This window comes from Mangrovimonas yunxiaonensis (assembly GCF_000733475.1).
GTDB classification, from domain to species: Bacteria; Bacteroidota; Bacteroidia; order Flavobacteriales; family Flavobacteriaceae; genus Mangrovimonas; species Mangrovimonas yunxiaonensis.
Genome location: NZ_JPFK01000002.1, coordinates 309230 through 335395 on the forward strand (window position 1 = coordinate 309230; position 26166 = coordinate 335395).

The window sequence follows — 26166 nt, forward strand, 5'->3', positions numbered from 1 at the left end:
TGCTCCTTTAACTAACTAACCAACCAAAAATATGAATGCTGTTTTATAATGTAACAGCATTATTTCTATTACAATCTCCATGCCAAAACAGAATAATGTTTTTTAAACCTTATAATTTTGGTATTTTGCGGCTTTAATTAAACATCCACTATGGAAAACCAACCTTTATTTACAAACGATGCTATAGTCTTTGGTCTTTTAATGTTAGCCTTAGGCTTTGTTTTTTATACCGAATCGAAAAAAACTGGCTTTTGGCCAGTATTCTACAAATACATTCCTGGGCTTTTAATGTGCTATTTAATCCCAGCCATTTTTAATTCTGTGGGGTTAATCTCTGCCGATGTGTCTAAAACATACTTTATAGCAAGTCGCTATTTACTCCCTGCCTCGTTGGTATTGCTTACAATAAGTATTGATTTAAAAGCGGTATTTAATTTAGGTTGGCGGGCTTTGGTGATGTTTTTCACCGGCACCATTGGTATTGTTATAGGTGGCCCAATAGCCATTTTAATTATTTCTACCTTTTCGCCCGAAACTGTTGGCGGCGCTGGTTTTGATGCTGTTTGGAGAGGTCTTGCTACCTTGGCAGGAAGCTGGATTGGCGGTGGTGCAAACCAAGCGGCCATGTTAGAAATTTACGAATACAACCAAGAACTTTACGGCGGTATGGTATTGGTAGATATTGTTGTAGCCAACATCTGGATGGCCATTATTTTATTGGGTATAGGAAAGCGTAAAAAGATTGACAACTGGTTAAAAGCCGATAACACGGCCATTAACGAATTGCAGCAAAAAGTGCAGTCCTTTAGTGAAAAGATATCGAAAATCCCAACTTTAACCGACCTCATGCTAATCCTTATGTTTGCATTTGTAGCTGTTGGTCTAGCCCACTTTGGGTCGGAAAAAATATCGACATTCTTAAACGAAAACTTCGAAGCTGTTAGCGACCCCAAAAGTGCCTTATCTTCGTTTGGCAGCAATTTCTTCTGGCTAATTTCTATTGCCACCTTTATAGGTATTTTACTATCATTCACCAAGGCTAAAAATCTTGAAGGTGCTGGAGCCAGCAAAATTGGTAGTGTTTTTATTTACATTCTGGTAGCTACCATAGGTATGAAAATGGATTTAGGAAAAATATTTGAAAACCCGGGTCTCATTTTAATTGGTTTGGTTTGGATGGCCATTCATGCAGGACTCTTAATTGTGGTTGCCAAGCTTATTAAAGCTCCTTACTTCTTTCTTGCTGTTGGTAGTCAGGCCAATGTAGGTGGCGCAGCCTCTGCACCCGTTGTTGCTGCAGCATTTCACCCATCGTTAGCAACCGTTGGGGCACTATTGGCCGTATTTGGTTATGTTGTTGGAACTTATGGTGCCATTTTATGTACCGAGCTTATGAAAATAGCTTCTGGCGCATAATTAAACGTAATATTAATCTATATTTACCGCAAAAATAGACTTTCACAATGAAAAAATTGCTTCTAGCATTGCTTCTTTTGGCTGTTATTGCATGCCAAAAAAACACCCAGAACCTTACCGTAAAAGGTGAAATAAAAGGCCTAAAAAAAGGCACGCTTTATCTTGAAAGAGAACAAGATTCTGCTTTGGTTGTTATAGACTCCATAGTATTAAACGGCATATCCAACTTTCAGCTTCAAACGGCCTTAGAAGCTCCCGAAGCTTTATCGCTTAGGTTGGACAAGAACAGCCCGAATACACCAGACGAGCGTTTGTTGTTTTTTGCCGATAAAGGCATTACCGAAATAAACACCTCGTTAAAGAATTTTGCCGTTGACGCTGAGATTAAAGGCTCTAAACAACACGTACTTTATGAGCAATACCTAAAAGTAATAGGACGCTTTAACGACAAAAAGCTAGAATTGTACAAAGAAAAAATTGAAGCAATACAATCTGGAGATTCCGCTAAAATAGCACAAAACCAAGAAGCCTTTAATAAGCTTTTAAAAAGCAGGTATTTATATACCGTTAATTTTGCTGTAACCAACAACGACAGCGAAGTGTCTCCTTATTTGGCTCTAACAGAAATTTACGATGCCCAACCAAAATGGCTAGATACCATAAGCAACGCTTTAACACCAAGCGTAAAAGCTTCTAAATATGGAAAAATGCTGGACAAGCATATTGCCGAACAAAAAAAGAGACCCTAATACAACAAAAATCCCCTCATAAAAACTTGAGGGGATTTTTTTTCGCTTTAAAAACTTATACCCTTATAGAGGTTGCAAAAGTTATAAATACTTTAGAACCAATAGAGGGACTCCCTTCGACTGCCGCTCAGGATAAACTTCTCGTCCCTATTCTATAATTTAAAAACCATTACAAACAAAAAAAGCCCAGTGCTTAAACTGGACTTTTATTTTGAGCCGATAGAGGGACTCGAACCCACGACCTGCTGATTACAAATCAGCTGCTCTAGCCAGCTGAGCTACATCGGCAAAAAAGCGTTCGCAAATATAATCTTGAAAATTATATTTGCAAACCTTTTTTTATCCAAGTTTATTAATTTTATCTACCAATGCTCTGGCCTTAGTTTCAAGGTCGTTGTTAATGGCCTTAAAATGAGCTTTTACGTCCTCTACGCCTCTTTGGTTAACGCGCGCCATTAAATCGTCGAAAGTTTCTATGGCTTCGTCAATAATAGCTTCACCCTTTTTAGCGTCTTTGTCGGTATTGTTGTATTCCCAAACATAAACCGATTCAATTATGTCTCCCAAAACATAATTGATGTCTTTCTTTAAATTTCTTTTATTTGCCATAATTCATTTGTTTTAATGCGTGTTAAATTTATATATAAACTTCTAAAAGCTTTGCTTTTTCTGCCTTTATCTTAAAGGTTTTTAATGCTGCTGGTAGCAAAACCGTTTCGCCTGCTTTTACAGCAACCGTTTTTTCTTCTGTTAAAATTTCTGCTTTGCCTTCTACGCAGATGTAAATTAAAAAGGAGTCGTTGTGGTTTTCTTTATGTAAAAGCCCCTCTACTTCTAGGTAATTTGTGGTAAAATACGAACAGGCAACCATTTTATTGGCTTTATTTTTTGTCTTGCCGTAGGATACCTTAAAGTTGTTGGGCATATTAAAATCAATTGCATCAATTACTAAATCGTTGTGCAACTCTCTTGCATGTCCATTGGCATCTACCCTGTCCCAATCGTAAATTCTGTAAGTTATATCGCTTGTTTGCTGGATTTCTGCCAGCATGGTTCCAGCCCCAATGGCATGTACTCTGCCACCATCAATAAAAAAAGTGTCTCCAGACTTTACCTTTTCAAAATTTAAGATTGATGGCAACGTCTTGTTTTTTTGGTGCTTTAAATAGGTTTCTAAATTTAGGTCCTGGTTAAAGCCTATAATTAAGTTAGCGTCTTCATCGGCCTGCATAACGTACCACATTTCTGTCTTCCCAAAAGAATCGTGTCGTTTTTTAGCCAGTGTATCATTAGGGTGCAATTGTATGGAGAGGTCTTTATTGGCATCGATAAATTTGATTAATAAAGGAAACTTATCATTAAAAACCTTGTAGTTTTTTTCTCCTATTAACTTGGCCTTATACGTCTTTAAAAGTTCGTTTAAGGTGGTTCCTTTTAACATGCCATTGGCCACAATAGAGCAATCGCCTTCTACATCGCTTATCTCCCAACTTTCGCCAACATTAGGCAAACTACTTTCCTTATCTAGGAGTTGTTTTAATTTTTGGCCTCCCCAAATTTTTTCTTTTAGGATAGGGTGAAACTTTATGGGGTATAACACGTCTTTCATTAATTATTCTCCTGAAAATCTTACAAAGTTTCTCGGTGTTTCAAACAAGGTAATCTCTAAACTTAAATCTGCATTTAGTCTAGGCTTTATTTTGTTATAGATAACTACCGCAATGTTTTCTGCCGTTGGGTTTAAGGCTTTAAACTCGGGAACTTCAACATTTAGGTTTTTATGGTCGAATGCCTCTTCAACTTCTTCCTTAATCACATTTTTAAGCACCTTCATATCAATTACATAGCCCGTTTCTGGGTCAATTTCGCCAGTAACGCTAACAATAAGCTCGTAATTATGACCGTGAAAATTAGGGTTGTTGCACAAACCAAAAACCTGTTCGTTCTTCGCATGGCTCCAATCTTTTCTAAACAATCTATGTGCGGCATTAAAATGAGCCTTTCTACTAACCGTTACCTTCATGCTTCAACATTAATATGGTCGTAGAATTTATCGAAAATAATCTTAAACCATGCGGTATATTGGTTAGGATTTACCTGCATATCGGCTTTTAGTGCCTTTAGCCCCATCCATTTCCAATCGGCCACTTCGCTAGGGTTAATGTTTGGAGTTCCGTTATAGTAGCCTATTAAAATATGGTCGTACTCGTGCTCGGTAAGTCCATTATCGAAAGGGGCTTTATAAATAAACGAAATGGTTTCCTCTAGGTCGGTTACAAATCCCATTTCTTCCTGCAAACGTCTTTTTCCGGCAGCAATATTGCCTTCACCTTCTCTCTGATGGCTGCAACAGGTATTGGCCCATAATAAGGGTGAATGGTATTTATGTCCTGCACGTTGCTGAATCATGAGTTCTTTGTTATCGTTAAAAACAAAAACCGAAAAGGCCCGATGAAGCAGCCCTTTTTCGTGCGCTTCCATTTTTGGCATAACTCCGATTTGCTCGTCCAGCTCGTTAACTAAAATAACTTGTTCTTCTTTCATTACTACAAAAATACCAAATCCGTTTCTCTAAAACATTAATATTTCTTTAAAATTGAAAACCAAAGATGCCTTTCATGTTTATTGTAAACAATAATAGTATCTTTGCACACCATTGTTTTAATTGATTTATGAGCTTTAAAAAAGAAATTGAAAGACGACGTACATTTGGCATTATTTCGCACCCAGATGCCGGTAAAACAACGCTAACCGAAAAACTTTTACTGTTTGGTGGCGCTATTCAAGAAGCAGGTGCCGTTAAAAGCAATAAAATTAAAAAAGGGGCCACTAGCGATTTTATGGAAATTGAACGCCAGCGTGGTATTTCTGTAGCGACCTCGGTATTGGCCTTTGAATACAATGGCACAAAAATTAACATTTTAGATACCCCAGGGCATAAGGATTTTGCCGAAGACACCTTTAGAACACTTACCGCAGTCGATAGTGTTATTGTGGTTATCGATGTGGCCAAAGGGGTCGAGGAACAAACCGAAAAATTGGTTGAAGTATGTAGAATGCGAAACATTCCTATGATTGTTTTTATTAACAAGCTAGACCGTGAAGGAAAAGACGCTTTCGACCTTTTGGATGAAATTGAACAAAAACTAGGCTTAACCGTTGTTCCTATGAGTTTTCCTATTGGAATGGGCTACGACTTTAAGGGCATTTATAACATTTGGGAAAAGAACGTTAACCTTTTTAATGGCGACAGCAGAAAACATATTGAAGAAACCATTGAAATCTCAGATTTAAACGCTAAAGAATTAGATGCGCTTGTTGGCGAAACTTCGGCCAACACACTTCGTGAAGAGCTTGAACTTGTAACGGGCATTTACCCCAACTTTGATAAAGAGGCTTATTTAAAAGGTGCGGTGCAGCCGGTCTTTTTTGGTTCGGCCTTAAACAACTTTGGTGTGCGCGAACTGTTAGATTGCTTTGTTGAAATTGCTCCAAGACCGCGCCCCAAACAAAGTGAAGAACGCCTTGTTAACCCCGACGAAGACAAATTTACAGGCTTTGTATTTAAAATTCATGCTAACATGGATCCCAACCATAGAGACCGCTTGGCCTTTATAAAAATTGTATCGGGGCAGTTTAAAAGAAATACGCCTTACTTGCATGTTAGAAATGGTAAAAAATTAAAATTCTCGAGTCCAAATGCCTTTTTTGCCGAAAAGAAAGAAATTGTAGACGTCTCTTACCCGGGTGATATTGTAGGATTACACGATACTGGAAACTTTAAAATTGGAGACACTTTAACCGAAGGCGAAGAAATACACTACAAAGGTATTCCTAGTTTCTCGCCAGAGCATTTTAGGTACATTAACAATGCCGATCCATTAAAATCCAAACAACTTTATAAAGGTATTGACCAGTTAATGGATGAAGGTGTGGCCCAATTATTCACCTTAGAACTTAATGGACGTAAAGTTATAGGAACCGTAGGGGCACTGCAATATGAAGTTATTCAATATCGATTAGAACACGAATACGGCGCTAAATGTAGCTATGAAAACCTTGCCGTACATAAAGCATGTTGGGTAGAACCTGAAGATCCAAAAAATGACGAGTATAAAGAATTTTTAAGGGTAAAGCAACGGTACTTGGCTAAAGATAAACAAGGACAGCTTGTGTTTTTGGCAGACTCGGCTTTTTCGTTACAAATGACCCAGCAAAAATACCCGACTATAAAATTTCATTTTACATCTGAGTTTCATTAGCAGCACATCTCAAAAACTCAATTATTTATTAATTAGCCAGAAAGGTATTTTATATACTAAGCGGTCTTTTTATTGTAAGAAAAGGATTAAATATTTACCGTTTAACAGGCTTTTTGAAGAAAATAATCGATTTTTTTGTGGGTTTATACTATTGATTTTATAATTTCATAATTGATTATAACCCCAAAATAATCTACTTATGGACAATCTTGAACAAAATATGTTCAGTAACAAGGAGATTACTGTAACATACGATCCTAAAGTTTGTATTCATGCAGACCGATGTGCCAAAGAGCTTTCCGAAGTATTTAGAGTTTCTGTTATTCCTTGGATAAACCTAGATGGCGTTAATGATACTCAAAAAATCATTAACCAAATTAAAAAATGTCCTTCTGGGGCATTGCGGTATTGTCTAAACAAAAAGGAAGCTTCTTAAGTATCAGGAATAAAAAAGCCCTTAAACAATTTGTTTAAGGGCTTTTTTATTATGCTTCTCCCGTTGGGCCAAAATTTAAGGTTGCTAAATGAAACATTTCGAGCAACCCTCTTAAATTTTACGCTTCTCCCGTTGGGCCAAAATTTAAGGTTGCTAAATGAAACATTTCGAGCAACCCTCTTAAATTTTACGCTTCTCCCGTTGGGCCAAAATTTAAGGTTGCTAAATGAAACATTTCGAGCAACCCTCTTAAATTTTATGCTTCTCCCGTTGGGCCAAAATTTAAAGGTATTGGTGGTTGCTCGTAATCTTTAATTTCACCATGAGCACTTTCAAATCTGTTAACATTATCGTTTAGCGCCTTAAGCAAGCGTTTAGCATGTTGGGGCGTTAAAATAATTCTGGATTTAACCTTGCTTTTTGGGGTTCCCGGCATAATGCTTACAAAGTCTACTACAAATTCGGATACTGAGTGGTTAATAATCGCCAGATTAGAGTACGTCCCTTCGGCCACTTTTTCGTCCAGCTCAATGTTTATTTGTCCTTTTTTGTTTTTCTTATCGTTTTCAGCCATAATTATTCTAGGATAAAAAATCCCGCATAAGCGGGATTTTTATATTATTAATTAAAATTAACTTCTTGTTTTGCTTGCATCATTTCATCAAACTCTTCTTTAGAGCCTACTATAATGTTGTTGTAAGTCCTCATACCTGTACCAGCAGGTATTCTGTGGCCTACAATAACGTTTTCTTTAAGCCCTTCTAGTTCGTCAATTTTACCACTAACAGCGGCTTCGTTAAGAACTTTTGTTGTTTCCTGGAAGGATGCTGCAGAGATAAACGATTTTGTTTGTAACGATGCTCTTGTAATACCTTGCAAGATAGGGGTTGCTGTTGCTGGCTTAGCATCGCGGGCAACAACCAACTGTTTATCTTCACGACGTAATATAGAGTTTTCGTCTCTTAAATCTCTTGGCGTTATAATTTGTCCGGCCTTAAGTTTTGTAGAGTCTCCTGCATCTTCAACCACCTTCATTCCAAACATATCATCGTTTTCTTCGATAAAGTCTGACTTATGAACCAGTTGGTCTTCTAGGAATGTTGAGTCTCCAGAATCGATAATTCTCACCTTACGCATCATTTGTCTTACAACAACCTCGAAGTGTTTGTCGTTAATTTTCACCCCTTGTAAGCGGTAAACTTCTTGTACTTCGTTTACTAGGTACTGCTGTACTGCAGATGGCCCTTGGATGTTTAAGATATCGTTTGGTGTAATCGATCCGTCTGATAATGGCATACCTGCTTTAACAAAGTCGTTCTCCTGAACTAGGATTTGGTTTGACAGTTTTACCAGATACTTTTTAATCTGACCAGATTTAGATTCTACAATAATTTCGCGGTTACCACGCTTAATTTTTCCAAATGAAATTACTCCATCAATCTCACTTACTACTGCTGGGTTAGACGGGTTACGCGCTTCGAACAATTCGGTTACACGTGGTAAACCTCCTGTAATATCCCCTGCTTTTGCAGATTTACGAGGAATTTTAACCAAGACCTTTCCTACTTTAATCTTATCGCCATCGTTTACCATTAGGTGTGCCCCTACTGGCAAGTTGTACGAACGGATAACCTCGCCTTTCGAGTCTTCGATATGAAGTGTAGGAATAAGCTTTTTATTTCTGGTTTCTGAAATTACTTTTTCCTGGAATCCAGTCTGCTCATCAATCTCCACTTGGTACGTTACCCCTTGTTCAAGGTTTTCATACTTCACTTTACCAGCAAATTCTGAAATGATAACCCCGTTATATGGATCCCATTGGCAAACAACATCACCTTTTGAAAGTTGTTGTCCGTTATCTACAAACAAAGTAGAGCCATAAGGAATGTTATTGGTACTTAAGGTAATGCCTGTTTTCTTATCTACAAGTTTAAGTTCGGATGTTCTCGAGATAACAATGTTTACTTCGTTACCATCTTGGTCTTCTCCTTTTACAACTTTAAGATCGTCTATTTCGGCGATACCGTCGTGCTTAACGATTAACTTGTTATCTTCAGAAATGTTACCTGCAATACCACCCACGTGGAATGTACGAAGTGTTAACTGTGTACCAGGCTCACCAATAGATTGGGCTGCTACTACACCAACTGCTTCACCTTGCTGTACCATTTTACCGGTGGCTAGGTTTCTTCCGTAACATTTCGCGCAAATGCCTTTCTTAGCTTCACATGTTAATGGCGAACGAACTTCTACTGTTTCTACAGCAGAGGCTTCAATTCTCTTAGCTATTTCGTCGGTAATTAAATCGTCTGCAGCTACTAAAAGCTCATCGGTAATAGGATCGAGAACATCGTTTAAAGATACACGACCTACAATTCTATCTTTTAATGGCTCAACAATTTCATCGTTCTTCTTTAATGGAGACACTTCTACCCCTCTTAATGTGCCACAATCTTCGCTATTAACAATAACGTCTTGCGAAACATCTACCAAACGACGTGTTAGGTAACCTGCATCGGCCGTTTTAAGTGCCGTATCGGCAAGACCCTTACGCGCCCCGTGCGTAGAGATAAAGTATTCTAAAATTGAAAGGCCTTCTTTAAAGTTAGAAAGAATTGGGTTTTCAATAATTTCACCACCTCCTGCATTCGATTTTTTTGGTTTTGCCATCAAACCACGCATTCCGGTAAGCTGTCTAATCTGTTCTTTAGATCCACGAGCTCCAGAGTCAAGCATCATATATACCGAGTTAAACCCTTGTTGGTCTTCACGAATACGTTTCATAGACAACTCGGTTAGCTCTGCGTTGGTAGAGGTCCAAATATCAATAACTTGGTTATAACGTTCGTTATTGGTAATTAATCCCATGTTATAGTTCGCCATAATACCATCTACCTGTTTGTTGGCAGCATCGATCATGGTGTGCTTTTCTTTAGGGATAATAATATCACCTAAGCTAAATGACAAGCCTCCTTGGAAGGCAAAATTATAGCCTAGTCCTTTAATTTTATCTAAGAATTCTGCTGTTTCTGGTACCGAGGTCACTTTAAGAATATCACCAATAATATTTCTAAGCGACTTTTTAGTTAATACCTCATTAATAAAACCAGCAGCTTCTGGTACGTTTTCATTAAATAATACACGCCCTACAGTAGTTGCCACAATTTGCATGGCAAGTACGCCTTCTTCGTTAAAGTCTAACGTTCTAACTTTAATAGGGGCGTTAAGGTCTACACGCTTTTCGTTATAAGCAATAACAACTTCCTCTGCAGAGTAGAAGGTTAAGCCTTCGCCCTTAATAGGATGCTCTGGTGTTGACTTTCTCTCTTTGGTCATGTAGTATAGCCCAAGAACCATATCTTGTGATGGTACTGCAATAGGCGACCCGTTTGCTGGGTTAAGGATATTGTGTGACGCTAACATTAATAATTGCGCCTCTAATATAGCTTCTGGTCCTAATGGTAAGTGAACCGCCATTTGATCCCCATCAAAATCGGCGTTAAATGCCGTACATACTAATGGATGTAATTGGATGGCTTTCCCCTCGATTAATTTAGGCTGGAATGCTTGAATACCCAAACGGTGTAAGGTAGGAGCACGGTTTAGTAATACAGGGTGTCCTTTAAGAACGTTTTCTAAAATATCCCATACTACAGGCTCTCTTCTGTCTATAATTTTTTTGGCAGACTTAACGGTTTTTACAATACCGCGCTCTATTAGTTTTCTAATAACGAAAGGCTTGTAAAGTTCAGCCGCCATATTTTTTGGTAAACCACACTCGAAAAGTTGTAGTTCTGGACCAACAACAATTACCGAACGGGCAGAATAATCAACACGTTTACCTAATAAGTTTTGACGGAAACGCCCTTGCTTACCTTTTAACGAATCTGACAGCGACTTTAATGGTCTGTTAGAATCGGTTTTTACGGCAGAAGACTTACGTGTGTTATCGAATAACGAATCTACAGATTCCTGTAGCATACGCTTTTCGTTACGTAAAATTACTTCTGGTGCTTTTATTTCTACCAAACGCTTTAAACGGTTGTTACGAATAATCACTCTACGGTAAAGGTCGTTAAGGTCTGATGTTGCAAAACGTCCACCATCTAATGGTACTAACGGACGTAATTCTGGTGGAATAACCGGGATAACCTTCATGATCATCCATTCTGGGCGGTTTTCTCTATTTTCGTTAGACTCTCTTAAAGCTTCAACAACCTGTAAACGTTTTAACGCTTCAGTTTTACGTTGTTTAGAGGTTTCGGTATTGGCTTTGTGTCTTAGTTCGTAAGACAATTCGTCTAAATCAATTCTTGACAACAATTCTATCAAGCACTCAGCGCCCATTTTAGCAATGAACTTGTTAGGATCTGTATCTTCTAAGTATTGGTTTTCCTGCGGAAGGGTTTCTAGAATGTTCAAGTACTCTTCTTCTGTAAGGAAATCCATTTTTTGTAAAGGATCGCCTTCGGCATTTTTAGCGTTACCTGGTTGTATTACAACATAGCGTTCGTAATAAATAATCATGTCTAATTTCTTAGACGGCAACCCTAAAAGGTATCCTATTTTGTTTGGTAGCGAACGGAAATACCAAATGTGCGCTACTGGTACAACTAAGTTAATGTGCCCTACGCGATCACGACGCACTTTCTTTTCTGTAACTTCTACGCCACAACGGTCGCATATAATGCCTTTATATCGTATACGTTTATATTTTCCACAGGCACATTCGTAATCCTTAACGGGACCAAAAATACGCTCACAGAACAAACCATCTCTTTCTGGTTTGTGAGTTCGATAATTAATAGTCTCTGGCTTTAAAACCTCACCGCGCGACTCTGCTAAAATAGATTCTGGTGACGCTAAACCAATAGAGATTTTATTAAACCTCTTTACAGTATTCTTATCTTGTTTTCTTGCCATAATATATGGTACTATCGAATTATTTGTAAACTTTAAAGATCCCCTTTTTCAAGGGGATATAATTATTCTTCTAATCTGATGTCTAGTCCAAGACCTTTCAATTCGTGCATTAATACGTTGAAAGATTCTGGCAAGCCTGGTTCTGGCATTGGTTCGCCTTTAACAATACTTTCGTATGTTTTGGCTCTACCAAGAACGTCATCAGATTTCACGGTCAATATTTCTCTTAGTGTACTAGAGGCGCCATAGGCTTCTAATGCCCACACTTCCATTTCTCCAAAACGCTGGCCTCCAAATTGTGCTTTACCACCAAGAGGTTGTTGTGTAATAAGCGAGTATGGTCCTATAGAACGCGCGTGCATCTTATCGTCTACCATGTGCCCTAGTTTTAGCATATAAATAACACCTACTGTTGCTGGTTGGTCAAAACGTGACCCTGTTCCACCATCGTATAGGTAGGTATGGCCAAATCTTGGTATTCCGGCTTCGTCTGTAAAGGCGTTAATTTGGTCTAGTGTAGCACCGTCGAAAATAGGTGTGGCATATTTTTTACCTAATTTTAAGCCAGCCCAACCTAATACGGTTTCGTAAATCTGACCAATGTTCATACGCGATGGTACCCCTAGTGGGTTTAACACGATGTCTACTGGCGTGCCATCTTCTAGGAAAGGCATGTCTTCGTCTCTTACAATACGTGCTACAATACCTTTGTTACCGTGGCGTCCTGCCATTTTATCACCTACTTTAAGTTTACGTTTTTTGGCAATATAAACTTTGGCTAGTTTGATGATACCAGATGGTAATTCGTCTCCTACAGAAATGGTAAATTTCTCTCTACGAAGCGCACCTTGTAAATCGTTTTCTTTAATCTTGTAGTTGTGAATTAAATCGGCAACCAATTTGTTTGTATAGTCATCGGTAGTCCAAGTTCCTGTAGTTAAGTGCGTGTAATCATCAACAGCATTCAACATTTTTTGGGTAAACTTTTTACCTTTTGGTAATACTTCTTCGCCAAGATCGTTAAATACCCCTTGGGCTGTTTTACCATTAACTATAGCGTAAAGCTTATCTACAAGAATAGATTTTAGCTCTTCGAATTTCACCTCGTAAGATTGCTCTAACTGGGCGATATCTTCTTTATCTTTAGCTCTTTTACGCTTGTCTTTAATGGCTCTGGCAAACAATTTTTTATCGATTACCACACCATTTAAAGAAGGAGATGCTTTTAACGAAGCGTCTTTTACATCGCCTGCTTTATCGCCAAATATGGCGCGTAATAGTTTTTCTTCTGGTGTTGGATCGCTTTCTCCTTTTGGTGTAATTTTACCAATAAGGATATCGCCAGGTTTTACTTCTGCCCCTACACGGATCATACCATTTTCGTCAAGGTCTTTTGTGGCCTCTTCCGAAACGTTTGGTATGTCGTTAGTCAATTCTTCATTTCCTAGCTTGGTATCTCTAACTTCTAAGGAATACTCATCGATGTGAATAGAAGTAAAGATATCTTCGCGTACTACTTTTTCTGAAATTACAATCGCATCCTCGAAGTTGTACCCTTTCCAAGGCATGAAGGCTACTTTCATGTTTCGGCCTAATGCCAACTCCCCTTTTTGGGTGGCATAGCCTTCACATAATACTTCTCCTTTTTTAACTAGGTCGCCGCGTCTTACGATAGGCTTTAAGTTAATTGAGGTTCCTTGGTTTGTTTTTCTAAATTTAACTAACGGATAGGTTTTTGTTTCACTATCAAAGCTAACTTTAGCTTCATCTTCGGTTCTGTCGTACTTAATCGTGATTTTTTCGGCGTCTACATATTCTACAACACCATTGCCTTCAGCATTGATTAATACTCTAGAATCTGATGCTACTTGACGTTCTAACCCTGTTCCTACAATTGGCGATTCAGGTCGTAACAATGGTACGGCCTGACGCATCATGTTAGATCCCATTAAGGCACGGTTGGCATCATCGTGCTCTAAGAAAGGAATTAACGATGCCGAAATTGAGGCAATTTGGTTAGGCGCTACATCTGTATAATGTATTTGAGTAGGCTCTACAACCGGGAAGTCGCCTTCCATTCTTGCAATAACCTTGTCGTGTATAATTTTACCGGCGTCATCAACCTCTACAGTGGCTTGTGCGATCATTTGATCTTCTTCCTCTTCTGCACTAAGGTAAATGGGGTCGCCTTTAATATCTACAACACCGTCTTCTACTTTTCTATAAGGGGTTTCTATGAATCCCATAGCGTTTACTTTCGCATAAACCGAAAGTGAAGATATAAGTCCAATGTTTGGTCCTTCAGGAGTTTCAATAGGACATAAACGGCCGTAGTGTGTATAGTGAACGTCACGTACCTCGAACCCGGCTCTTTCACGTGATAAACCACCTGGACCTAAGGCCGATAAACGACGTTTGTGAGTAATCTCGGCCAATGGGTTTGTTTGGTCCATGAACTGAGATAACTGGTTGGTACCAAAGAACGAGTTGATTACCGACGATAATGTTTTTGCATTAATTAAGTCGATAGGTGTAAACACCTCGTTATCACGAACGTTCATACGCTCGCGAATGGTACGTGCCATACGGGCTAATCCTACTCCAAACTGAGATGATAACTGCTCGCCTACGGTACGTACACGACGGTTAGATAAGTGATCAATATCATCAATCTCGGCTTTAGAGTTAATAAGCTCGATTAAATATTTTATAATGGTAATGATATCTTCTTTGGTAAGCACTTGCTTGTCCATACCGATATCAAGGCCTAATTTTTTGTTCATTCTATAACGGCCTACTTCACCAAGTGAGTAACGTTGGTCGCTAAAGAACAATTTGTCTATAATACCACGCGCGGTTTCTTCGTCTGGCGGCTCGGCATTACGCAATTGGCGGTAAATATGCTCTACGGCTTCTTTTTCGGAGTTTGTTGGATCCTTTTGAAGCGTGTTATGAATGATGGCATAATCGCCTTGTTGTGCGGTTTCCTTATGTAAAAGGATTGTTTTTACGTTTGTTTCAAGGATTTCTTCGATATTGTCTTTATCGAGAATGGTATCACGATCTAGAACAATTTCGTTTCTTTCGATAGATACTACTTCTCCTGTATCTTCATCTACAAAATCCTCGTGCCATGTATTAAGTACACGGGCTGCTAGTTTACGGCCTTGCACTTTTTTCAATCCAGATTTCGACACTTTAACCTCTTCGGCTAAATCGAAAATTTCCAGGATGTCTTTATCACGTTCAAAGCCAATAGCTCTGAATAATGTTGTTACAGGTAATTTTTTCTTACGATCGATGTAAGCATACATTACGCTGTTAATGTCTGTTGCGAATTCTATCCAAGAGCCTTTAAAAGGAATAACTCTTGCCGAATATAGTTTGGTACCATTGGCGTGGAAAGATTGGCCAAAGAAAACTCCTGGTGAACGGTGTAATTGCGATACCACAACGCGTTCTGCTCCATTAATAACAAAAGTACCGCTAGGTGTCATGTAAGGAATTGTGCCTAGGTAAACATCCTGTACTATGGTTTCGAAATCCTCATGTTCTGGGTCTGTACAGTACAGTTTAAGTCTGGCCTTAAGTGGCACGCTATAGGTAAGTCCTCGTTCAATACATTCTTCTATTGTATATCTGGGGGGGTCGATAAAGTAATCTAAAAATTCTAATACGAATTGATTACGAGTATCTGTTATTGGGAAATTTTCCATGAAGGTATTGTAGAGCCCTTCGTTTCCTCTTTCTTCAGATTTAGTTTCTAGCTGGAAAAAATCCTGGAAGGATTTTATCTGAATATCCATAAAATCCGGATATTCTGTTCTATTGATAATAGAAGAGAAATTTAATCTTTCAGCTTTTTTTGCTAACATCAATGGACGGAATTTAGATTAAAAAAAATGAGTGGTCGTATACAAACTTTTATATACGCAAAATGGTCTAGGTCATATCCCGTTATGGGATAGACCTAAACCTTTATTGTGTTTGGTTGTTAAGCTTACTTAAGCTCAACCTCGGCTCCTGCTTCTTCTAACTGAGATTTTAATGCTTCAGCTTCGTCTTTAGATACACCTTCTTTTACAGAGCTTGGTGCGTCGTCTACTAAACCTTTAGCTTCTTTTAATCCTAATCCAGTTAATTCTTTAACTAGTTTTACTACTGCTAATTTAGAACCACCAGCGGCTTTAAGGATTACGTCAAATTCAGTTTGCTCTTCAGCAGCTTCACCACCACCAGCAGCAGCGCCACCAGCAACAGCTACAGCAGCAGCTGCAGGCTCGATACCATATTCTTCTTTTAATATATCAGCTAACTCATTAACTTCCTTTACTGTTAAGTTAACTAATTGTTCTGCGAAATCTTTTAAATCTGCCATTTTTCTATCGTTTTAATGTGTGTTTTAATTTAAATTATAATGTGTTAAAAGTGCGTACTTTTTCGGGTTATCCTTCTTTTTCGGATAACGTTTTCAAAATACCTGCTAATTTGCCACCGCCAGACTGAAGTGCTGATATAACGTTCTTTGCTGGTGATTGTAACAATCCAATGATATCTCCAATAACCTCTTCTTTGGATTTGATAGCCACTAAGGCATCAAGTTGTTCGTCTCCAATAAAGATGGCCTCTTCGATAAACGCACCTTTTAAAAGTGGTTTTTCAGACTTCTTACGGAAGTTCTTGATTACCTTGGCAGGGGCATTCCCTATTTCAGAATACATTACCGAAGTATTGCCTTTTAAGGTTGTTGGTAAATCTCCAAAATCTTTTTCTGAAGATTCCATTGCTTTTGCAAGCAGGGTATTTTTAACAACTGCTAACTTTATGTTTGCTTTAAAGCAAGCGCGTCTTAAGTTTGAAGTGCTAACTGCGTCTAAACCTGATATATCGGCTAAATAAATATTAGCAGATTCGGCTAATTGTGCAGTTAAGTCTTCAATTACTTGTGATTTTTCTTCTCTTGTCATAATAAAAGTTTTAACTACTTAACCGCCCAGTTTTTGGCATCTACAGCTACACTAGGGCTCATGGTGCTAGAGATAAAGATACTCTTTACATAAGTTCCTTTTGCTGCTGTTGGTTTAAGCTTCATTAATGTTTGTAATAACTCGTTTGCGTTGCCTGCAATTTTTTCGGCATCGAAAGATGCTTTTCCTATTGAGGCGTGTACAATTCCGGTTTTATCAACTTTAAAGTCGATTTTTCCAGATTTTACATCGTTTACTGCTTTAGCAACATCCATAGTTACCGTACCTGTTTTTGGGTTTGGCATTAAACCTCTTGGCCCTAAAATACGCCCTAAAGGTCCTAACTTACCCATAACGCTTGGCATGGTAATAATTACGTCTACGTCTGTCCAACCACCTTTAATTTTATCAAGGTATTCGTCTAAACCAACGTAATCTGCTCCAGCTTCTTTTGCTTCGGCTTCTTTGTCTGGTGTTACCAGTGCTAAAACTTTAACGTCTTTTCCTGTACCGTGAGGTAGTGTTACCACTCCTCTTACCATTTGATTAGCTTTACGTGGATCTACTCCTAAACGTACTGCAATATCTACAGAGGCATCAAACTTGGTATTGGTAATTTCCTTTACTAATGCAGATGCTTCAGCGATAGAATAAAATCTACCTTTTTCTATTTTTGCTAAAGCCTCTTTCTTCTTTCTTGTTAATCTTGCCATTTAATAATTTTTTAGATTAATTAGGGGCTTCACCTCCTTTTACAGTTATCCCCATAGATCTTGCTGTTCCAGCTACCATTTTCATAGCAGCATCGATTGTAAATGCGTTTAAATCTTGCATTTTATCTTCAGCTATGGCTCTAACTTGATCCCAAGAAACTTTAGCTACTTTTTTAACGTGAGGTTCTCCAGAACCTTTCTTCACCTTGGCCGCTTCTAATAATTGTACAGCTGCAGGAGGTGTTTTAATTACAAAATCGAACGATTTGTCTGAATAAACAGAAATCACGACTGGTAATACTTTACCTTGTTTATCTTGGGTTCTTCCGTTAAATTGCTTACAGAACTCCATGATATTAACTCCTGCGGCACCTAAAGCGGGTCCAACCGGTGGCGAAGGATTCGCGGCACCTCCCCTAACTTGTAGTTTAACTACTTTACTTAACTCTTTTGCCATTTTAATTAATTTAATTTTGATGCAGACCTAATTTTTGGAAGCAAAGGTCGCACCTATATCATGTAACAACTATTATACTTTCTCTACTTGCATGTAGCTTAACTCTAATGGTGTTTTTCTTCCAAAGATTTTCACCATAACTTCAAGCTTACGCTTTTCTTCGTTTATTTTCTCGATGGTACCATCAAAACCATTAAATGGCCCGTCGATTACCTTAACGGTTTCTCCTACCTTGTAAGGTATGGCTACATTTACATCGGCTTCTACGGCTAACTCATCTACTTTACCTAGCATACGGTTAACTTCAGATTGCCTTAACGGCACAGGATCTCCTCCTTTTGTCTCACCTAAAAACCCAATAACATTGGTTACCGATTTTATGATGTGGGGAATTTCTCCTGTTAGGTTTGCCTGAATCATGATATACCCAGGAAAATAAACGCGTTCTTTATTTATTTTTTTCCCGTTTCTAATTTGAACCACCTTTTCGGTAGGTACTAAAACTTGGTCTACATAATCGTCTAGACCTAAACGAGCAATTTCATTCTCTATATAGGTCTTAATTTTATTTTCTTGGCCACTAACGGCTCTTACCACATACCATTTTTTCTCACTCGCTTCAGACATACCTACTACCCGTTAATCCAATTAAAATAAAATCCTACTACTTTACTAAAAACCGTATCGACGCCCCAAATTGCTAGAGAGAAGATAATAGAAAACACAGCTACCAAAACGGTTAGTTTTTGAGCTTCTGCCCAAGTTGGCCATGTTACGTGGTTTTTTAGTTCTCCGAAGGATTCTTTTACATAGTTTACAATTCCAGCCATTGTATATTTTATTTGTACGGGTTGAGAAGGCTTGCTTCACGCAGACTACCGTTTGGTGTAAACACGCTTAGCTTAAACACTTCAATAAACTTAGTGTAGCGCTTCTCGCCACGATTTTTAATGTTGCACGGGTTGAGAGGCTTGCTTCGACAAGCTCTGCATAGACTTCTCGTCTCGTATTTATTATCTGCACGGGTTGAGAGGCTCGAACTCCCGACACCTGGTTTTGGAGACCAGTGCTCTACCAACTGAGCTAAACCCGTAAATACAAGTCAAGGTATTTCGACTTTTCGAAATACCTTAACCTATATGTTGACTTATAATTAGTCTAAAATTTCAGTTACCTGACCAGCACCTACTGTACGACCACCTTCACGAATCGCAAAACGTAAACCTTGGTTTAATGCGATTGGTTGGATTAAGTCTACAGTAATAGTCAAGTTATCACCTGGCATTACCATTTCAACACCTTCTGGTAAAACAATGTTACCTGTTACGTCAGTTGTACGTACATAGAACTGTGGACGGTAGTTGTTGTGGAATGGTGTGTGACGACCACCTTCTTCTTTTTTAAGGATATACACCTCTGCTTTAAATTTAGCGTGAGGAGTAATTGAACCTGGCTTAGTGATTACCATACCACGACGGATATCGGTTTTCTCGATACCTCTTAATAAGATACCTACGTTATCTCCAGCTTCACCTCTGTCTAATATCTTACGGAACATCTCAACACCTGTAATAGTAGATGTTAATTTCTCAGCGCCCATACCAATAATCTCTACAGGATCTCCAGTGTTAGCAACACCAGTTTCGATACGTCCAGTTGCTACTGTACCACGACCTGTAATAGAGAATACATCTTCGATTGGCATTAAGAAGTCTTTATCAACTTCACGCATTGGCTCTTCAATCCAGTTATCAACTGCATCCATTAATTCCATTACGGTATCAACCCATTTTTGCTCTCCGTTAAGAGCACCTAAAGCAGAACCAGAAATTACAGGACCGTTGTCACCATCGTAATCGTAGAAACTTAATAAGTCTCTTACTTCCATATCAACAAGCTCTAAAAGCTCCTCATCGTCTACTAAGTCTACTTTGTTTAAGAATACTACAATACGAGGAATTCCTACCTGACGTCCTAAAAGGATGTGCTCACGAGTTTGTGGCATTGGACCATCAGTAGCAGCTACTACTAAGATAGCACCATCCATTTGTGCAGCACCAGTTACCATGTTCTTAACGTAATCGGCGTGACCTGGACAATCTACGTGCGCATAGTGACGGTTAGCTGTTTGGTATTCTACGTGTGATGTATTAATTGTAATACCTCTTTCTTTTTCTTCTGGAGCGTTATCGATAGTATCGAAATCTCTTTTTTCAGATAAACCAGCGTTTGCTAATACGGTAGTAATAGCAGCGGTTAAAGTTGTTTTACCGTGATCTACGTGTCCAATTGTACCAATATTTAAGTGCGGTTTGGAACGATCGAAAGTTTCCTTTGCCATGTTTGTAAAATTTAATCTTAGTTATATAATAATATTAGTGTAAAAACAAAATTCATCTCTAGATAGAGCCAATGACGGGATTTGAACCCGTGACCTCTTCCTTACCAAGGAAACGCTCTACCCCTGAGCTACACCGGCTTAAAAGTTCAAAGTTTAAATCTCAAAGTTTCGCTTTGAAGTTTTAAACGATACTCAAAGTTTTTTTAGAGCAGAAGACCAAGTTTTGCTTGACTTCGCTCAGGATAATTCCTTTACCTTTTTACAGGCGCGTTGCTTATCCTTTTGAGCGGGAGACCGGGTTCGAACCGGCGACATTCAGCTTGGAAGGCTGACGCTCTACCAACTGAGCTACTCCCGCAATTCTCAATTAAAATAATCTCTTATTTTTTTGAGATTTCCGTTTTCACGGAAATTATTGTGGGGAGAGCAGGATTCGAACCTGCGAAGTTAAAAAACAACAGATTTACAGTCTGTCCTCGTTGGCCGCTTGAGTATCTCCCCAATGTTTGGTATAATTCAATATTTCTTAGAACTTAAGAGCCGATGGAGGGACTCGAACCCACGACCTGCTGATTACAAATCAGCTGCTCTAGCCAGCTGAGCTACATCGGCTTTTTAATACTTTTTTTGGCTAAAAAAAAGCCCGCTATTTCTAACGGACTGCAAATGTATATATTTATTTTCTTATTCAAAACATTTTTTAAAAAATTTTCATCAAAATATTACAAATATGATCTTAGCTTACCTTTTCGGCGTTTTAATTGACGCTCTAAAGAGGCGACAGCCATATCTGTTCCTTCCTCAAAAGTCTTACACTGCTTTTTTACCACCAAACTATCTCCAGGCACGCTAACTCTGGCCTCGAAGACTTTGTTTATTCTATCGTTAGTATTTTCTACTTTTAAATAAACATCGGATTGGATGATTTTATCATAAAACAAATCTAATTTGTCCATTCGTTTTTGAATAAAATCTATCAACTTTCTGTCTGCAGAAAAATTGACTGATTGCGTGTTTACTTTCATACGTTTTAAGTTTAGGGTTAAACAAATAGATTAAAAAAAATGCTTACTTTTTACTTCTTGGGTGAGCGTTTAAATAAACCTTTTTCAATTCGGCAATGCTGTTGTGTGTGTAAACTTGTGTTGCCGCTAAACTTGAATGCCCAAGGAGTTCTTTTACAGCATTTAAATCTGCACCTTGATTTAATAAATGAGTAGCAAAAGAGTGCCTTAAAATATGTGGACTCTTTTTCACCTTTGTGGATGCCCTACTAAAATACTCATTAATTGTTCTGTAAACAAGTGTTTCGTAAATTTTAACGCCCTTTTTGGTTAAAAACAAATAAGCGCTATCCTTAATATGCTCTAGCTCATTTCTTTTATCAAGATAGCTTTTTATGGTTTCTATTACGTTACTTAACAACGGCACATAACGCTCTTTATTTCGTTTCCCCAGGACCTTTAACATTTTATTAGACACATCTAAATCGGAAAGCTTTAACTCAATTAGCTCTATACGCCTTATTCCGGTTGCGTAAAACAACTCTATCATGAGTTTGCTTCGCCAACTTTCAAAATCATCGGCAAAATCCATTGTATCCAGCACAAGCCCAACTTCCTTTTCTGAAAAAGGTACTTGTATGTCTTTGCTTGTTTTTAAGGCTTTGTGTTTTACCAAGGGATTTTCTTGCACATCGCCTACTTTTATAAGAAATTTATAGTAGGTGTTTAAGGCCGAAACTTTGCGGTTAACGCTTCTGTTGGCAATCCCTTGCTCGACCAGCGACACGATCCAGCTTCGTATTTGTGCGTAGTTTACACCCTCTAAACTATGTACATCGTAGGTTTCTTCCAAAAAAAACAAAAAATTGCTCAAATCGGCCTCATAAGCTTTAACCGTTAGCTTGGAGTATTTTTTTTCCAACAGCAAATAATCGAGAAAGGGCTTGAAGATCATGTTTGTTTATTAATTAGGCTAAAGATACGGTTTTGTTACTAAGTTAAGTTTAGGCCAAAAAAAATCCTGCAAAAATGCAGGATTTTATACGTGTAAAACATTTGTAAGATTAAATGTTTTCTAGATCTCTTAGTCTTTGAATGTATTGCGCTTTTTGTATTTGCGCTCTTTTCTCTACAGAAGGTTTTGTAAATTGCTTGCGTGTTTGCAATTGACGCTTAGTTCCTGTTCTGTCAAACTTTCGCTTGAAACGCTTTAGCGCTCTATCTATATTTTCTCCTTCTTTTACTGGTATAATTAACATAGGCCTTAACCTCCTTTCTTTTAAAATTTTTGGTGTGCAAATATAATGCGTTTTTTATAACCTACAAATAAAAATTTTTATTTTTGATTTTAGTAGTAATATCGCGTATTGCTTTTACATCTATTCCACTAACCTACTCCTTAAACAATTTGGATCGCTTGGTTAAGTCTTGGATTAACTTTTCGTCTTCCTCGCTCTCTAAAAGCACATTATAGTTTTTCCAAAATGCTTTATTATAGGGCTTGGGCGAAAAAATATCGGCTTCCCATTTTTGGTTCAAAGCTTTAGCGATAGCTGCTTTATCTTCTATTATTTCGGAGAACAGTATTTCCTGTACTGTAAAATAGTAACGCTCCTCTTTATTGTAACGCGCTTCGGCCTCTTTGGTCATTTTTCCTTTAGGCTTATATCCTACGTTTACAAGCTTTGGCGTTTCATAATAAATATAACTAGGGTACATTTTGTCGTTATACGCCATGTAATTTATAATTAACTTATGATTGGTTTGTGTGCCAAAAAGTGTTTTGCTTCGGCTTTTTTGAGCTGGTGAAGCGGCCACCAATTCGTATTCAATTTTTTTAATGGCATAATTGTCCCAATAAATGTAAATCCATCCTCGGGGATGGTAACCTTCGTTATAGATTCCTTCGGTATTTAACCCAACGTACGTTTTGCCTTTTGCGATTTGAATTTTATAAATTTTCCTACCGTTATCGACAAGTACCGTATCAACACTAAACAGATGTTTGTTTAAAATATCATCCCCAAAAAGCGCCCCCTCTTCTTGTGTGTTTCTCAACAAATTCAATTTTCCTTTAAAAAGGTTTGGCAAGCCATTAACGCGGGTATCGTTCCATTTAATGGCTTTTGCCAATCTAGACGTAGGAATGGTATCTCGTTTTAGGTTTTCGGCCTTTAGCGTTTTATTACCCGTGGTGTTTTTTAAATAGGTGTAATACGTGAACAAGCTATCTACATCGCGCAAATCGTAACTTTTTCGCATTTCATCTACATTAACCTTTAAATACTGATTGGTTGGCGATGCAAAACCAGAATCGTATAGTGAAATGGCACTTTCTATAAGCCATTTAAACTCTTTGGTATTTCGTTCTTTATGGCGTAAAAATCCTTTTTGAATGTAAGCCGAGTCTGGCATATTCTCCTGAAGTTTCTCTAAAGCGCGCAACACCACCTCATTTCCTGTTTGAGGTCTGGGGTCGGCCACAATTACAACCTCATCCAACGAAGCTACGTCTTCTTCTAGATAAATCTCACCTTCGTCATTAGCCACATCTACAGGCACTTTATAACTTTTATATCCAATGGTCGAGACAACTAAAGTATCCTTAGCATGTTTGCTTGGCACCAATAGAACAAATTTCCCGTCTACATTGCTTACCGTTCCTATGGTTGTATTTTGCACATAAACACTGGCATTTTCCAGAGGGAGCCCAGTTGCGAAATCAAGTATTTTATTTTTAACTTCAATTTGGGCCTGGCTACTAAATGCAATACAGACCAAAAACAGAAATATGTGTAACGTTCTACTATTGGGGGCCATACCTTATTATGTTGCTGGTTTGTAGTCTTTGTTGTCTAGTGTCATTTTAGCGATAATTTCCCTAAGGATTTCCGATGTACCACCTCCAATAGGTCCTAAACGACTATCGCGTAATAACCTTGCCATAGGGTATTCTTCCATATAGCCGTACCCGCCCAAAAATTGCAGACATTGGTAAATCACCTCATCGGCCATTGCTGTTGACTTTAACTTAGACATGGTTGCCTCTTTTACCACATACTCCCCTTGGTTTAACCTGTGGGCTACGGTGTAGTTAAATGTTTTACAGATGGTCATATCGGTATACAAATCTGAAAACTTATGGCGTAATGCCTGAAATTTATCTATAGTTTGACCAAAGGCTTTACGCTCGCTCATATATTGCTTAGCATACTCAAGAGCATACTCGGCTCTTGCATGGGCATTTACACCCATTATCAAGCGCTCTAAAGCAAAGTGTTGCATGATATAGGGGAATCCTTTCCCTTCTTCTCCCATAAGGTTTTCGGCAGGGATTTTAACATTGTCGAAAGCTATTTCTGCCGTATCTGATGCGCGCCAGCCTAGCTTATCCAGCTTAGTTGCCGAAATGCCTGGCACATCCCTATCCATAATAAAAATGCTTATCCCTTTGTTTCCCAACTCTGGATGCGTCTTGGCTGCAACCACTAAATAATCGCTATAAATCCCGTTGGTTATAAACGTTTTCGAGCCATTAATAATATAATGATCGCCGTCCTTTACAGCTGTTGTTCGCATGCTGGCTACATCGCTACCTCCAAACGGCTCGGTTATACACAAGCAGCCTATTTTATCGCCGGTTATGCTAGGAGCTAGGTATTTTTCTTTTATATCATGACTACCTTCTGCGTTAACATGCGTCATGGCCAAATAGGTATGTGCCCAGATGTTGGCGGCAAAGCCTCCTGAATTTATTTTCTGTAATTCCTCTAAAAGGATTACGGTATAAAATGTATCTAGTCCCATGCCACCATAAGCTTCTGGATAAACTAGCCCTAAAAAGCCCATTTCTCCAAATTTCTTCCAAATAAAGCGCTCTACCGTTCCGGTTTCTTCCCATTTGTTTATATGTGGTACAACTTCCTTTTGTAAAAATTCTTTAAGGCTTTCTCTAAATAAGTGATGTTCTTCAGTGAAGTACATATGATTCATATGTTAATTTTTTAATCATTCGTTGCTTAGGCCCAAATATAACTTAATTATCTCGATTTTATTTAACGGAAAACCCTTAACTTTTGTTAATTCATCAAAGGAATTAAAGCCCTCCCTAAGCGTACGCTGCTCTATAATATTGTAGGCGATTTCATAATCTATATAAGGGATGTTAACCAATTGATCCCTAGTGGCTGTATTTAAATTAACCCGCTGTATGGGTCTTGGTGTTTTTACCGCAAAGTGCTCTAAAAGCCGTTCTATCACTTCGGCCGAAAGCCCATAAATCTCACCTAGTTCGGCATTGGCAGCAAACCCGCCATGTTTTGTTCTGTAGTCTATAATTCTTTGACTTAATTTTTCTCCCACACCGTAAACTTTTTGAAGCGCTGCCTTAGAAGCCTTATTTAAGTCGAGTTTTTGCGCATAGGTTTTTGGCTTGGTTGCACGGTCTTTAAATTTTGATTTGGGTCTGGGGTTGGTTACCCATTCGGGGAACTTAAAATAGGGTGATATGGCCTTTAGCAAAGAGTCGGAAACTTGGGTTACCTGCTGGAATTCCGAGGCCGAATTCACCCATTTGTTTAACGCCCTAAAATTGTGCAACCTGTCTATCTCGGCCGTAGACATGCCTAAGGTATACCCTTTATAATCGGTTATGTAATTGGGGTTGAAGGGATATATTTTGGGTTTCTTTTTAGCTTCGGAAACACGCTTTAAAGAATCTAGCTCATGCTCGAAAGCTGCCAGTTTTTCTTGGTCGATAGCAAGCGGTTTAGGAGACGAAAAATCAGAAAAATAATAAATGCCCTGGGCCGCAACTATTAAAACCAGCAATAAAAAAACCCCAGTTCGCTGTTGCTTGGTAAACACGAAATGGGGCTTTATATTTTTCATCTTTATGT

The 26166-nt window shown here is 38.4% G+C and carries 23 protein-coding genes, 6 tRNA genes and 2 pseudogenes; 4 read left to right on the plus strand and 27 right to left on the minus strand.

Annotated elements, in window-relative coordinates; translation table 11 throughout:
- Positions 1-150: 150 nt before the first annotated feature.
- Both IA57_RS01455 and IA57_RS01460 read left to right on the plus strand, forming a co-directional pair.
- Positions 151-1416: a DUF819 family protein gene (locus IA57_RS01455; RefSeq protein ID WP_036118303.1), complete on the plus strand. Its 1266-nt coding sequence runs from the start codon at positions 151-153 to the stop codon at positions 1414-1416.
- Positions 1417-1463: 47 nt separating this feature from the next.
- Positions 1464-2165 carry a DUF4369 domain-containing protein gene (locus tag IA57_RS01460; RefSeq protein WP_036118305.1) on the plus strand — a complete coding sequence of 234 codons (702 nt, stop codon included), beginning with the start codon at positions 1464-1466 and terminating at the stop codon, positions 2163-2165.
- Positions 2166-2379: 214 nt separating this feature from the next.
- Here IA57_RS01460 and IA57_RS01465 read toward each other — a convergent pair.
- The 5 genes from IA57_RS01465 to idi form a co-directional block, all read right to left on the minus strand.
- Positions 2380-2453, minus strand: a tRNA-Thr gene (locus tag IA57_RS01465).
- Positions 2454-2504: 51 nt separating this feature from the next.
- Entirely contained in the window at positions 2505-2774 is a 270-nt protein-coding gene (locus IA57_RS01470) for a hypothetical protein (RefSeq protein ID WP_036118307.1), read from the minus strand.
- 28 nt (positions 2775-2802) lie between these two features.
- Positions 2803-3774, minus strand: coding sequence for a type I phosphomannose isomerase catalytic subunit (locus IA57_RS01475; protein ID WP_036118309.1), 972 nt, complete (start codon positions 3772-3774; stop codon positions 2803-2805).
- Between the two features lie 3 nt (positions 3775-3777).
- The gene (locus IA57_RS01480) at positions 3778-4188 is read right to left on the minus strand and encodes a 6-pyruvoyl trahydropterin synthase family protein (protein WP_036118313.1); all 411 of its coding nucleotides are present in this window, start codon (positions 4186-4188) and stop codon (positions 3778-3780) included.
- A complete protein-coding gene (gene idi / locus IA57_RS01485) occupies positions 4185-4709 on the minus strand; it encodes an isopentenyl-diphosphate Delta-isomerase (RefSeq protein ID WP_036118316.1) in 525 nt (174 codons plus the stop codon). The genes IA57_RS01480 and idi overlap by 4 nt, the downstream gene beginning before the upstream one ends.
- Before the next feature lie 128 nt (positions 4710-4837).
- On the opposite strand from idi, the gene IA57_RS01490 reads away from it, so the two are divergent.
- Together IA57_RS01490 and IA57_RS01495 are read left to right on the plus strand one after the other, a co-directional pair.
- Positions 4838-6427, plus strand: a complete 1590-nt coding sequence (locus IA57_RS01490) for a peptide chain release factor 3 (RefSeq protein WP_036118319.1) — start codon at positions 4838-4840, stop codon at positions 6425-6427.
- Positions 6428-6626: 199 nt separating this feature from the next.
- Positions 6627-6863, plus strand: a complete 237-nt coding sequence (locus IA57_RS01495) for a (4Fe-4S)-binding protein (RefSeq protein WP_036118322.1) — start codon at positions 6627-6629, stop codon at positions 6861-6863.
- 256 nt (positions 6864-7119) lie between these two features.
- Here the strand turns inward: IA57_RS01495 and IA57_RS01500 are convergent, their stop codons facing one another.
- The 22 genes and pseudogenes from IA57_RS01500 to IA57_RS01600 all read right to left on the minus strand — a co-directional run bounded on the left by IA57_RS01500 (position 7120) and on the right by IA57_RS01600 (position 26158).
- Positions 7120-7437: a DUF3467 domain-containing protein gene (locus IA57_RS01500; RefSeq protein ID WP_036118324.1), complete on the minus strand. Its 318-nt coding sequence runs from the start codon at positions 7435-7437 to the stop codon at positions 7120-7122.
- A 47-nt stretch (positions 7438-7484) separates the two neighbouring features.
- Entirely contained in the window at positions 7485-11786 is a 4302-nt protein-coding gene (gene rpoC, locus IA57_RS01505; protein WP_036118327.1) for a DNA-directed RNA polymerase subunit beta', read from the minus strand.
- 62 nt (positions 11787-11848) lie between these two features.
- Positions 11849-15661, minus strand: coding sequence for a DNA-directed RNA polymerase subunit beta (gene rpoB, locus IA57_RS01510; protein WP_036118329.1), 3813 nt, complete (start codon positions 15659-15661; stop codon positions 11849-11851).
- Between the two features lie 125 nt (positions 15662-15786).
- Entirely contained in the window at positions 15787-16164 is a 378-nt protein-coding gene (gene rplL, locus IA57_RS01515) for a 50S ribosomal protein L7/L12 (RefSeq protein ID WP_036118331.1), read from the minus strand.
- A 67-nt stretch (positions 16165-16231) separates the two neighbouring features.
- A complete protein-coding gene (rplJ, locus tag IA57_RS01520; RefSeq protein ID WP_036118333.1) occupies positions 16232-16753 on the minus strand; it encodes a 50S ribosomal protein L10 in 522 nt (173 codons plus the stop codon).
- Positions 16754-16767: 14 nt separating this feature from the next.
- Positions 16768-17466, minus strand: coding sequence for a 50S ribosomal protein L1 (gene rplA / locus IA57_RS01525; RefSeq protein WP_036118335.1), 699 nt, complete (start codon positions 17464-17466; stop codon positions 16768-16770).
- Between the two features lie 16 nt (positions 17467-17482).
- Positions 17483-17923 (minus strand): 50S ribosomal protein L11, encoded by a 441-nt coding sequence (gene rplK, locus IA57_RS01530; RefSeq protein WP_036118337.1) that lies wholly within the window; start codon positions 17921-17923, stop codon positions 17483-17485.
- Positions 17924-17995: 72 nt separating this feature from the next.
- Entirely contained in the window at positions 17996-18550 is a 555-nt protein-coding gene (nusG, locus tag IA57_RS01535; protein WP_036118339.1) for a transcription termination/antitermination protein NusG, read from the minus strand.
- A gap of 5 nt (positions 18551-18555) precedes the next feature.
- Positions 18556-18753 (minus strand): preprotein translocase subunit SecE, encoded by a 198-nt coding sequence (gene secE, locus IA57_RS01540; protein WP_036118343.1) that lies wholly within the window; start codon positions 18751-18753, stop codon positions 18556-18558.
- A 190-nt stretch (positions 18754-18943) separates the two neighbouring features.
- Positions 18944-19016, minus strand: a tRNA-Trp gene (locus tag IA57_RS01545).
- A gap of 60 nt (positions 19017-19076) precedes the next feature.
- Positions 19077-20264, minus strand: a complete 1188-nt coding sequence (tuf, locus tag IA57_RS01550) for an elongation factor Tu (protein ID WP_036118345.1) — start codon at positions 20262-20264, stop codon at positions 19077-19079.
- A 66-nt stretch (positions 20265-20330) separates the two neighbouring features.
- A tRNA-Thr gene (locus IA57_RS01555) sits at positions 20331-20402 on the minus strand.
- 147 nt (positions 20403-20549) lie between these two features.
- Positions 20550-20622: transfer RNA gene (locus tag IA57_RS01560), tRNA-Gly, on the minus strand.
- 60 nt (positions 20623-20682) lie between these two features.
- A tRNA-Tyr gene (locus IA57_RS01565) sits at positions 20683-20765 on the minus strand.
- 37 nt (positions 20766-20802) lie between these two features.
- Positions 20803-20876, minus strand: a tRNA-Thr gene (locus tag IA57_RS01570).
- A gap of 110 nt (positions 20877-20986) precedes the next feature.
- Positions 20987-21277 (minus strand): annotated as a pseudogene (locus IA57_RS01575) (HPF/RaiA family ribosome-associated protein); the annotation flags it as partial.
- Positions 21258-21314: pseudogene (locus tag IA57_RS12790) on the minus strand (hypothetical protein); the annotation flags it as partial. The pseudogenes IA57_RS12790 and IA57_RS01575, both read right to left, overlap by 20 nt.
- Before the next feature lie 18 nt (positions 21315-21332).
- The gene (locus IA57_RS01580) at positions 21333-22223 is read right to left on the minus strand and encodes a tyrosine-type recombinase/integrase (RefSeq protein ID WP_036118351.1); all 891 of its coding nucleotides are present in this window, start codon (positions 22221-22223) and stop codon (positions 21333-21335) included.
- 109 nt (positions 22224-22332) lie between these two features.
- Positions 22333-22527, minus strand: coding sequence for a 30S ribosomal protein S21 (rpsU, locus tag IA57_RS01585; protein ID WP_036118353.1), 195 nt, complete (start codon positions 22525-22527; stop codon positions 22333-22335).
- 133 nt (positions 22528-22660) lie between these two features.
- On the minus strand, positions 22661-24049 hold the full coding sequence (locus tag IA57_RS01590; RefSeq protein ID WP_236625360.1) for a carboxypeptidase-like regulatory domain-containing protein: 1389 nt from the start codon (positions 24047-24049) through the stop codon (positions 22661-22663).
- Between the two features lie 45 nt (positions 24050-24094).
- Entirely contained in the window at positions 24095-25261 is a 1167-nt protein-coding gene (locus IA57_RS01595) for an acyl-CoA dehydrogenase family protein (RefSeq protein WP_036118357.1), read from the minus strand.
- A 15-nt stretch (positions 25262-25276) separates the two neighbouring features.
- Positions 25277-26158 (minus strand): ComEA family DNA-binding protein, encoded by an 882-nt coding sequence (locus tag IA57_RS01600; RefSeq protein WP_036118360.1) that lies wholly within the window; start codon positions 26156-26158, stop codon positions 25277-25279.
- Positions 26159-26166 lie beyond the last annotated feature (8 nt).

What these genes read in the sequence shown, in the direction of transcription:
- idi (WP_036118316.1), bottom strand. Translation starts at nt 4,709, where the DNA reads ATGAAAGAAGAACAAGTTATTTTAGTTAACGAGCTGGACGAGCAAATC.
- nusG (WP_036118339.1), bottom strand. Translation starts at nt 18,550, where the DNA reads ATGTCTGAAGCGAGTGAGAAAAAATGGTATGTGGTAAGAGCCGTTAGT.
- IA57_RS01595 (WP_036118357.1), bottom strand. Translation starts at nt 25,261, where the DNA reads ATGAATCATATGTACTTCACTGAAGAACATCACTTATTTAGAGAAAGC.
- rplJ (WP_036118333.1), bottom strand. Translation starts at nt 16,753, where the DNA reads ATGACAAGAGAAGAAAAATCACAAGTAATTGAAGACTTAACTGCACAA.
- IA57_RS01480 (WP_036118313.1), bottom strand. Translation starts at nt 4,188, where the DNA reads ATGAAGGTAACGGTTAGTAGAAAGGCTCATTTTAATGCCGCACATAGA.
- IA57_RS01500 (WP_036118324.1), bottom strand. Translation starts at nt 7,437, where the DNA reads ATGGCTGAAAACGATAAGAAAAACAAAAAAGGACAAATAAACATTGAG.
- rplA (WP_036118335.1), bottom strand. Translation starts at nt 17,466, where the DNA reads ATGGCAAGATTAACAAGAAAGAAGAAAGAGGCTTTAGCAAAAATAGAA.
- rpoC (WP_036118327.1), bottom strand. Translation starts at nt 11,786, where the DNA reads ATGGCAAGAAAACAAGATAAGAATACTGTAAAGAGGTTTAATAAAATC.
- rplL (WP_036118331.1), bottom strand. Translation starts at nt 16,164, where the DNA reads ATGGCAGATTTAAAAGATTTCGCAGAACAATTAGTTAACTTAACAGTA.
- IA57_RS01470 (WP_036118307.1), bottom strand. Translation starts at nt 2,774, where the DNA reads ATGGCAAATAAAAGAAATTTAAAGAAAGACATCAATTATGTTTTGGGA.
- secE (WP_036118343.1), bottom strand. Translation starts at nt 18,753, where the DNA reads ATGGCTGGAATTGTAAACTATGTAAAAGAATCCTTCGGAGAACTAAAA.
- rpsU (WP_036118353.1), bottom strand. Translation starts at nt 22,527, where the DNA reads ATGTTAATTATACCAGTAAAAGAAGGAGAAAATATAGATAGAGCGCTA.
- rplK (WP_036118337.1), bottom strand. Translation starts at nt 17,923, where the DNA reads ATGGCAAAAGAGTTAAGTAAAGTAGTTAAACTACAAGTTAGGGGAGGT.
- rpoB (WP_036118329.1), bottom strand. Translation starts at nt 15,661, where the DNA reads ATGTTAGCAAAAAAAGCTGAAAGATTAAATTTCTCTTCTATTATCAAT.
- IA57_RS01490 (WP_036118319.1), top strand. Translation starts at nt 4,838, where the DNA reads ATGAGCTTTAAAAAAGAAATTGAAAGACGACGTACATTTGGCATTATT.
- tuf (WP_036118345.1), bottom strand. Translation starts at nt 20,264, where the DNA reads ATGGCAAAGGAAACTTTCGATCGTTCCAAACCGCACTTAAATATTGGT.
- IA57_RS01580 (WP_036118351.1), bottom strand. Translation starts at nt 22,223, where the DNA reads ATGATCTTCAAGCCCTTTCTCGATTATTTGCTGTTGGAAAAAAAATAC.
- IA57_RS01600 (WP_036118360.1), bottom strand. Translation starts at nt 26,158, where the DNA reads ATGAAAAATATAAAGCCCCATTTCGTGTTTACCAAGCAACAGCGAACT.
- IA57_RS01455 (WP_036118303.1), top strand. Translation starts at nt 151, where the DNA reads ATGGAAAACCAACCTTTATTTACAAACGATGCTATAGTCTTTGGTCTT.
- IA57_RS01495 (WP_036118322.1), top strand. Translation starts at nt 6,627, where the DNA reads ATGGACAATCTTGAACAAAATATGTTCAGTAACAAGGAGATTACTGTA.
- IA57_RS01475 (WP_036118309.1), bottom strand. Translation starts at nt 3,774, where the DNA reads ATGAAAGACGTGTTATACCCCATAAAGTTTCACCCTATCCTAAAAGAA.
- IA57_RS01460 (WP_036118305.1), top strand. Translation starts at nt 1,464, where the DNA reads ATGAAAAAATTGCTTCTAGCATTGCTTCTTTTGGCTGTTATTGCATGC.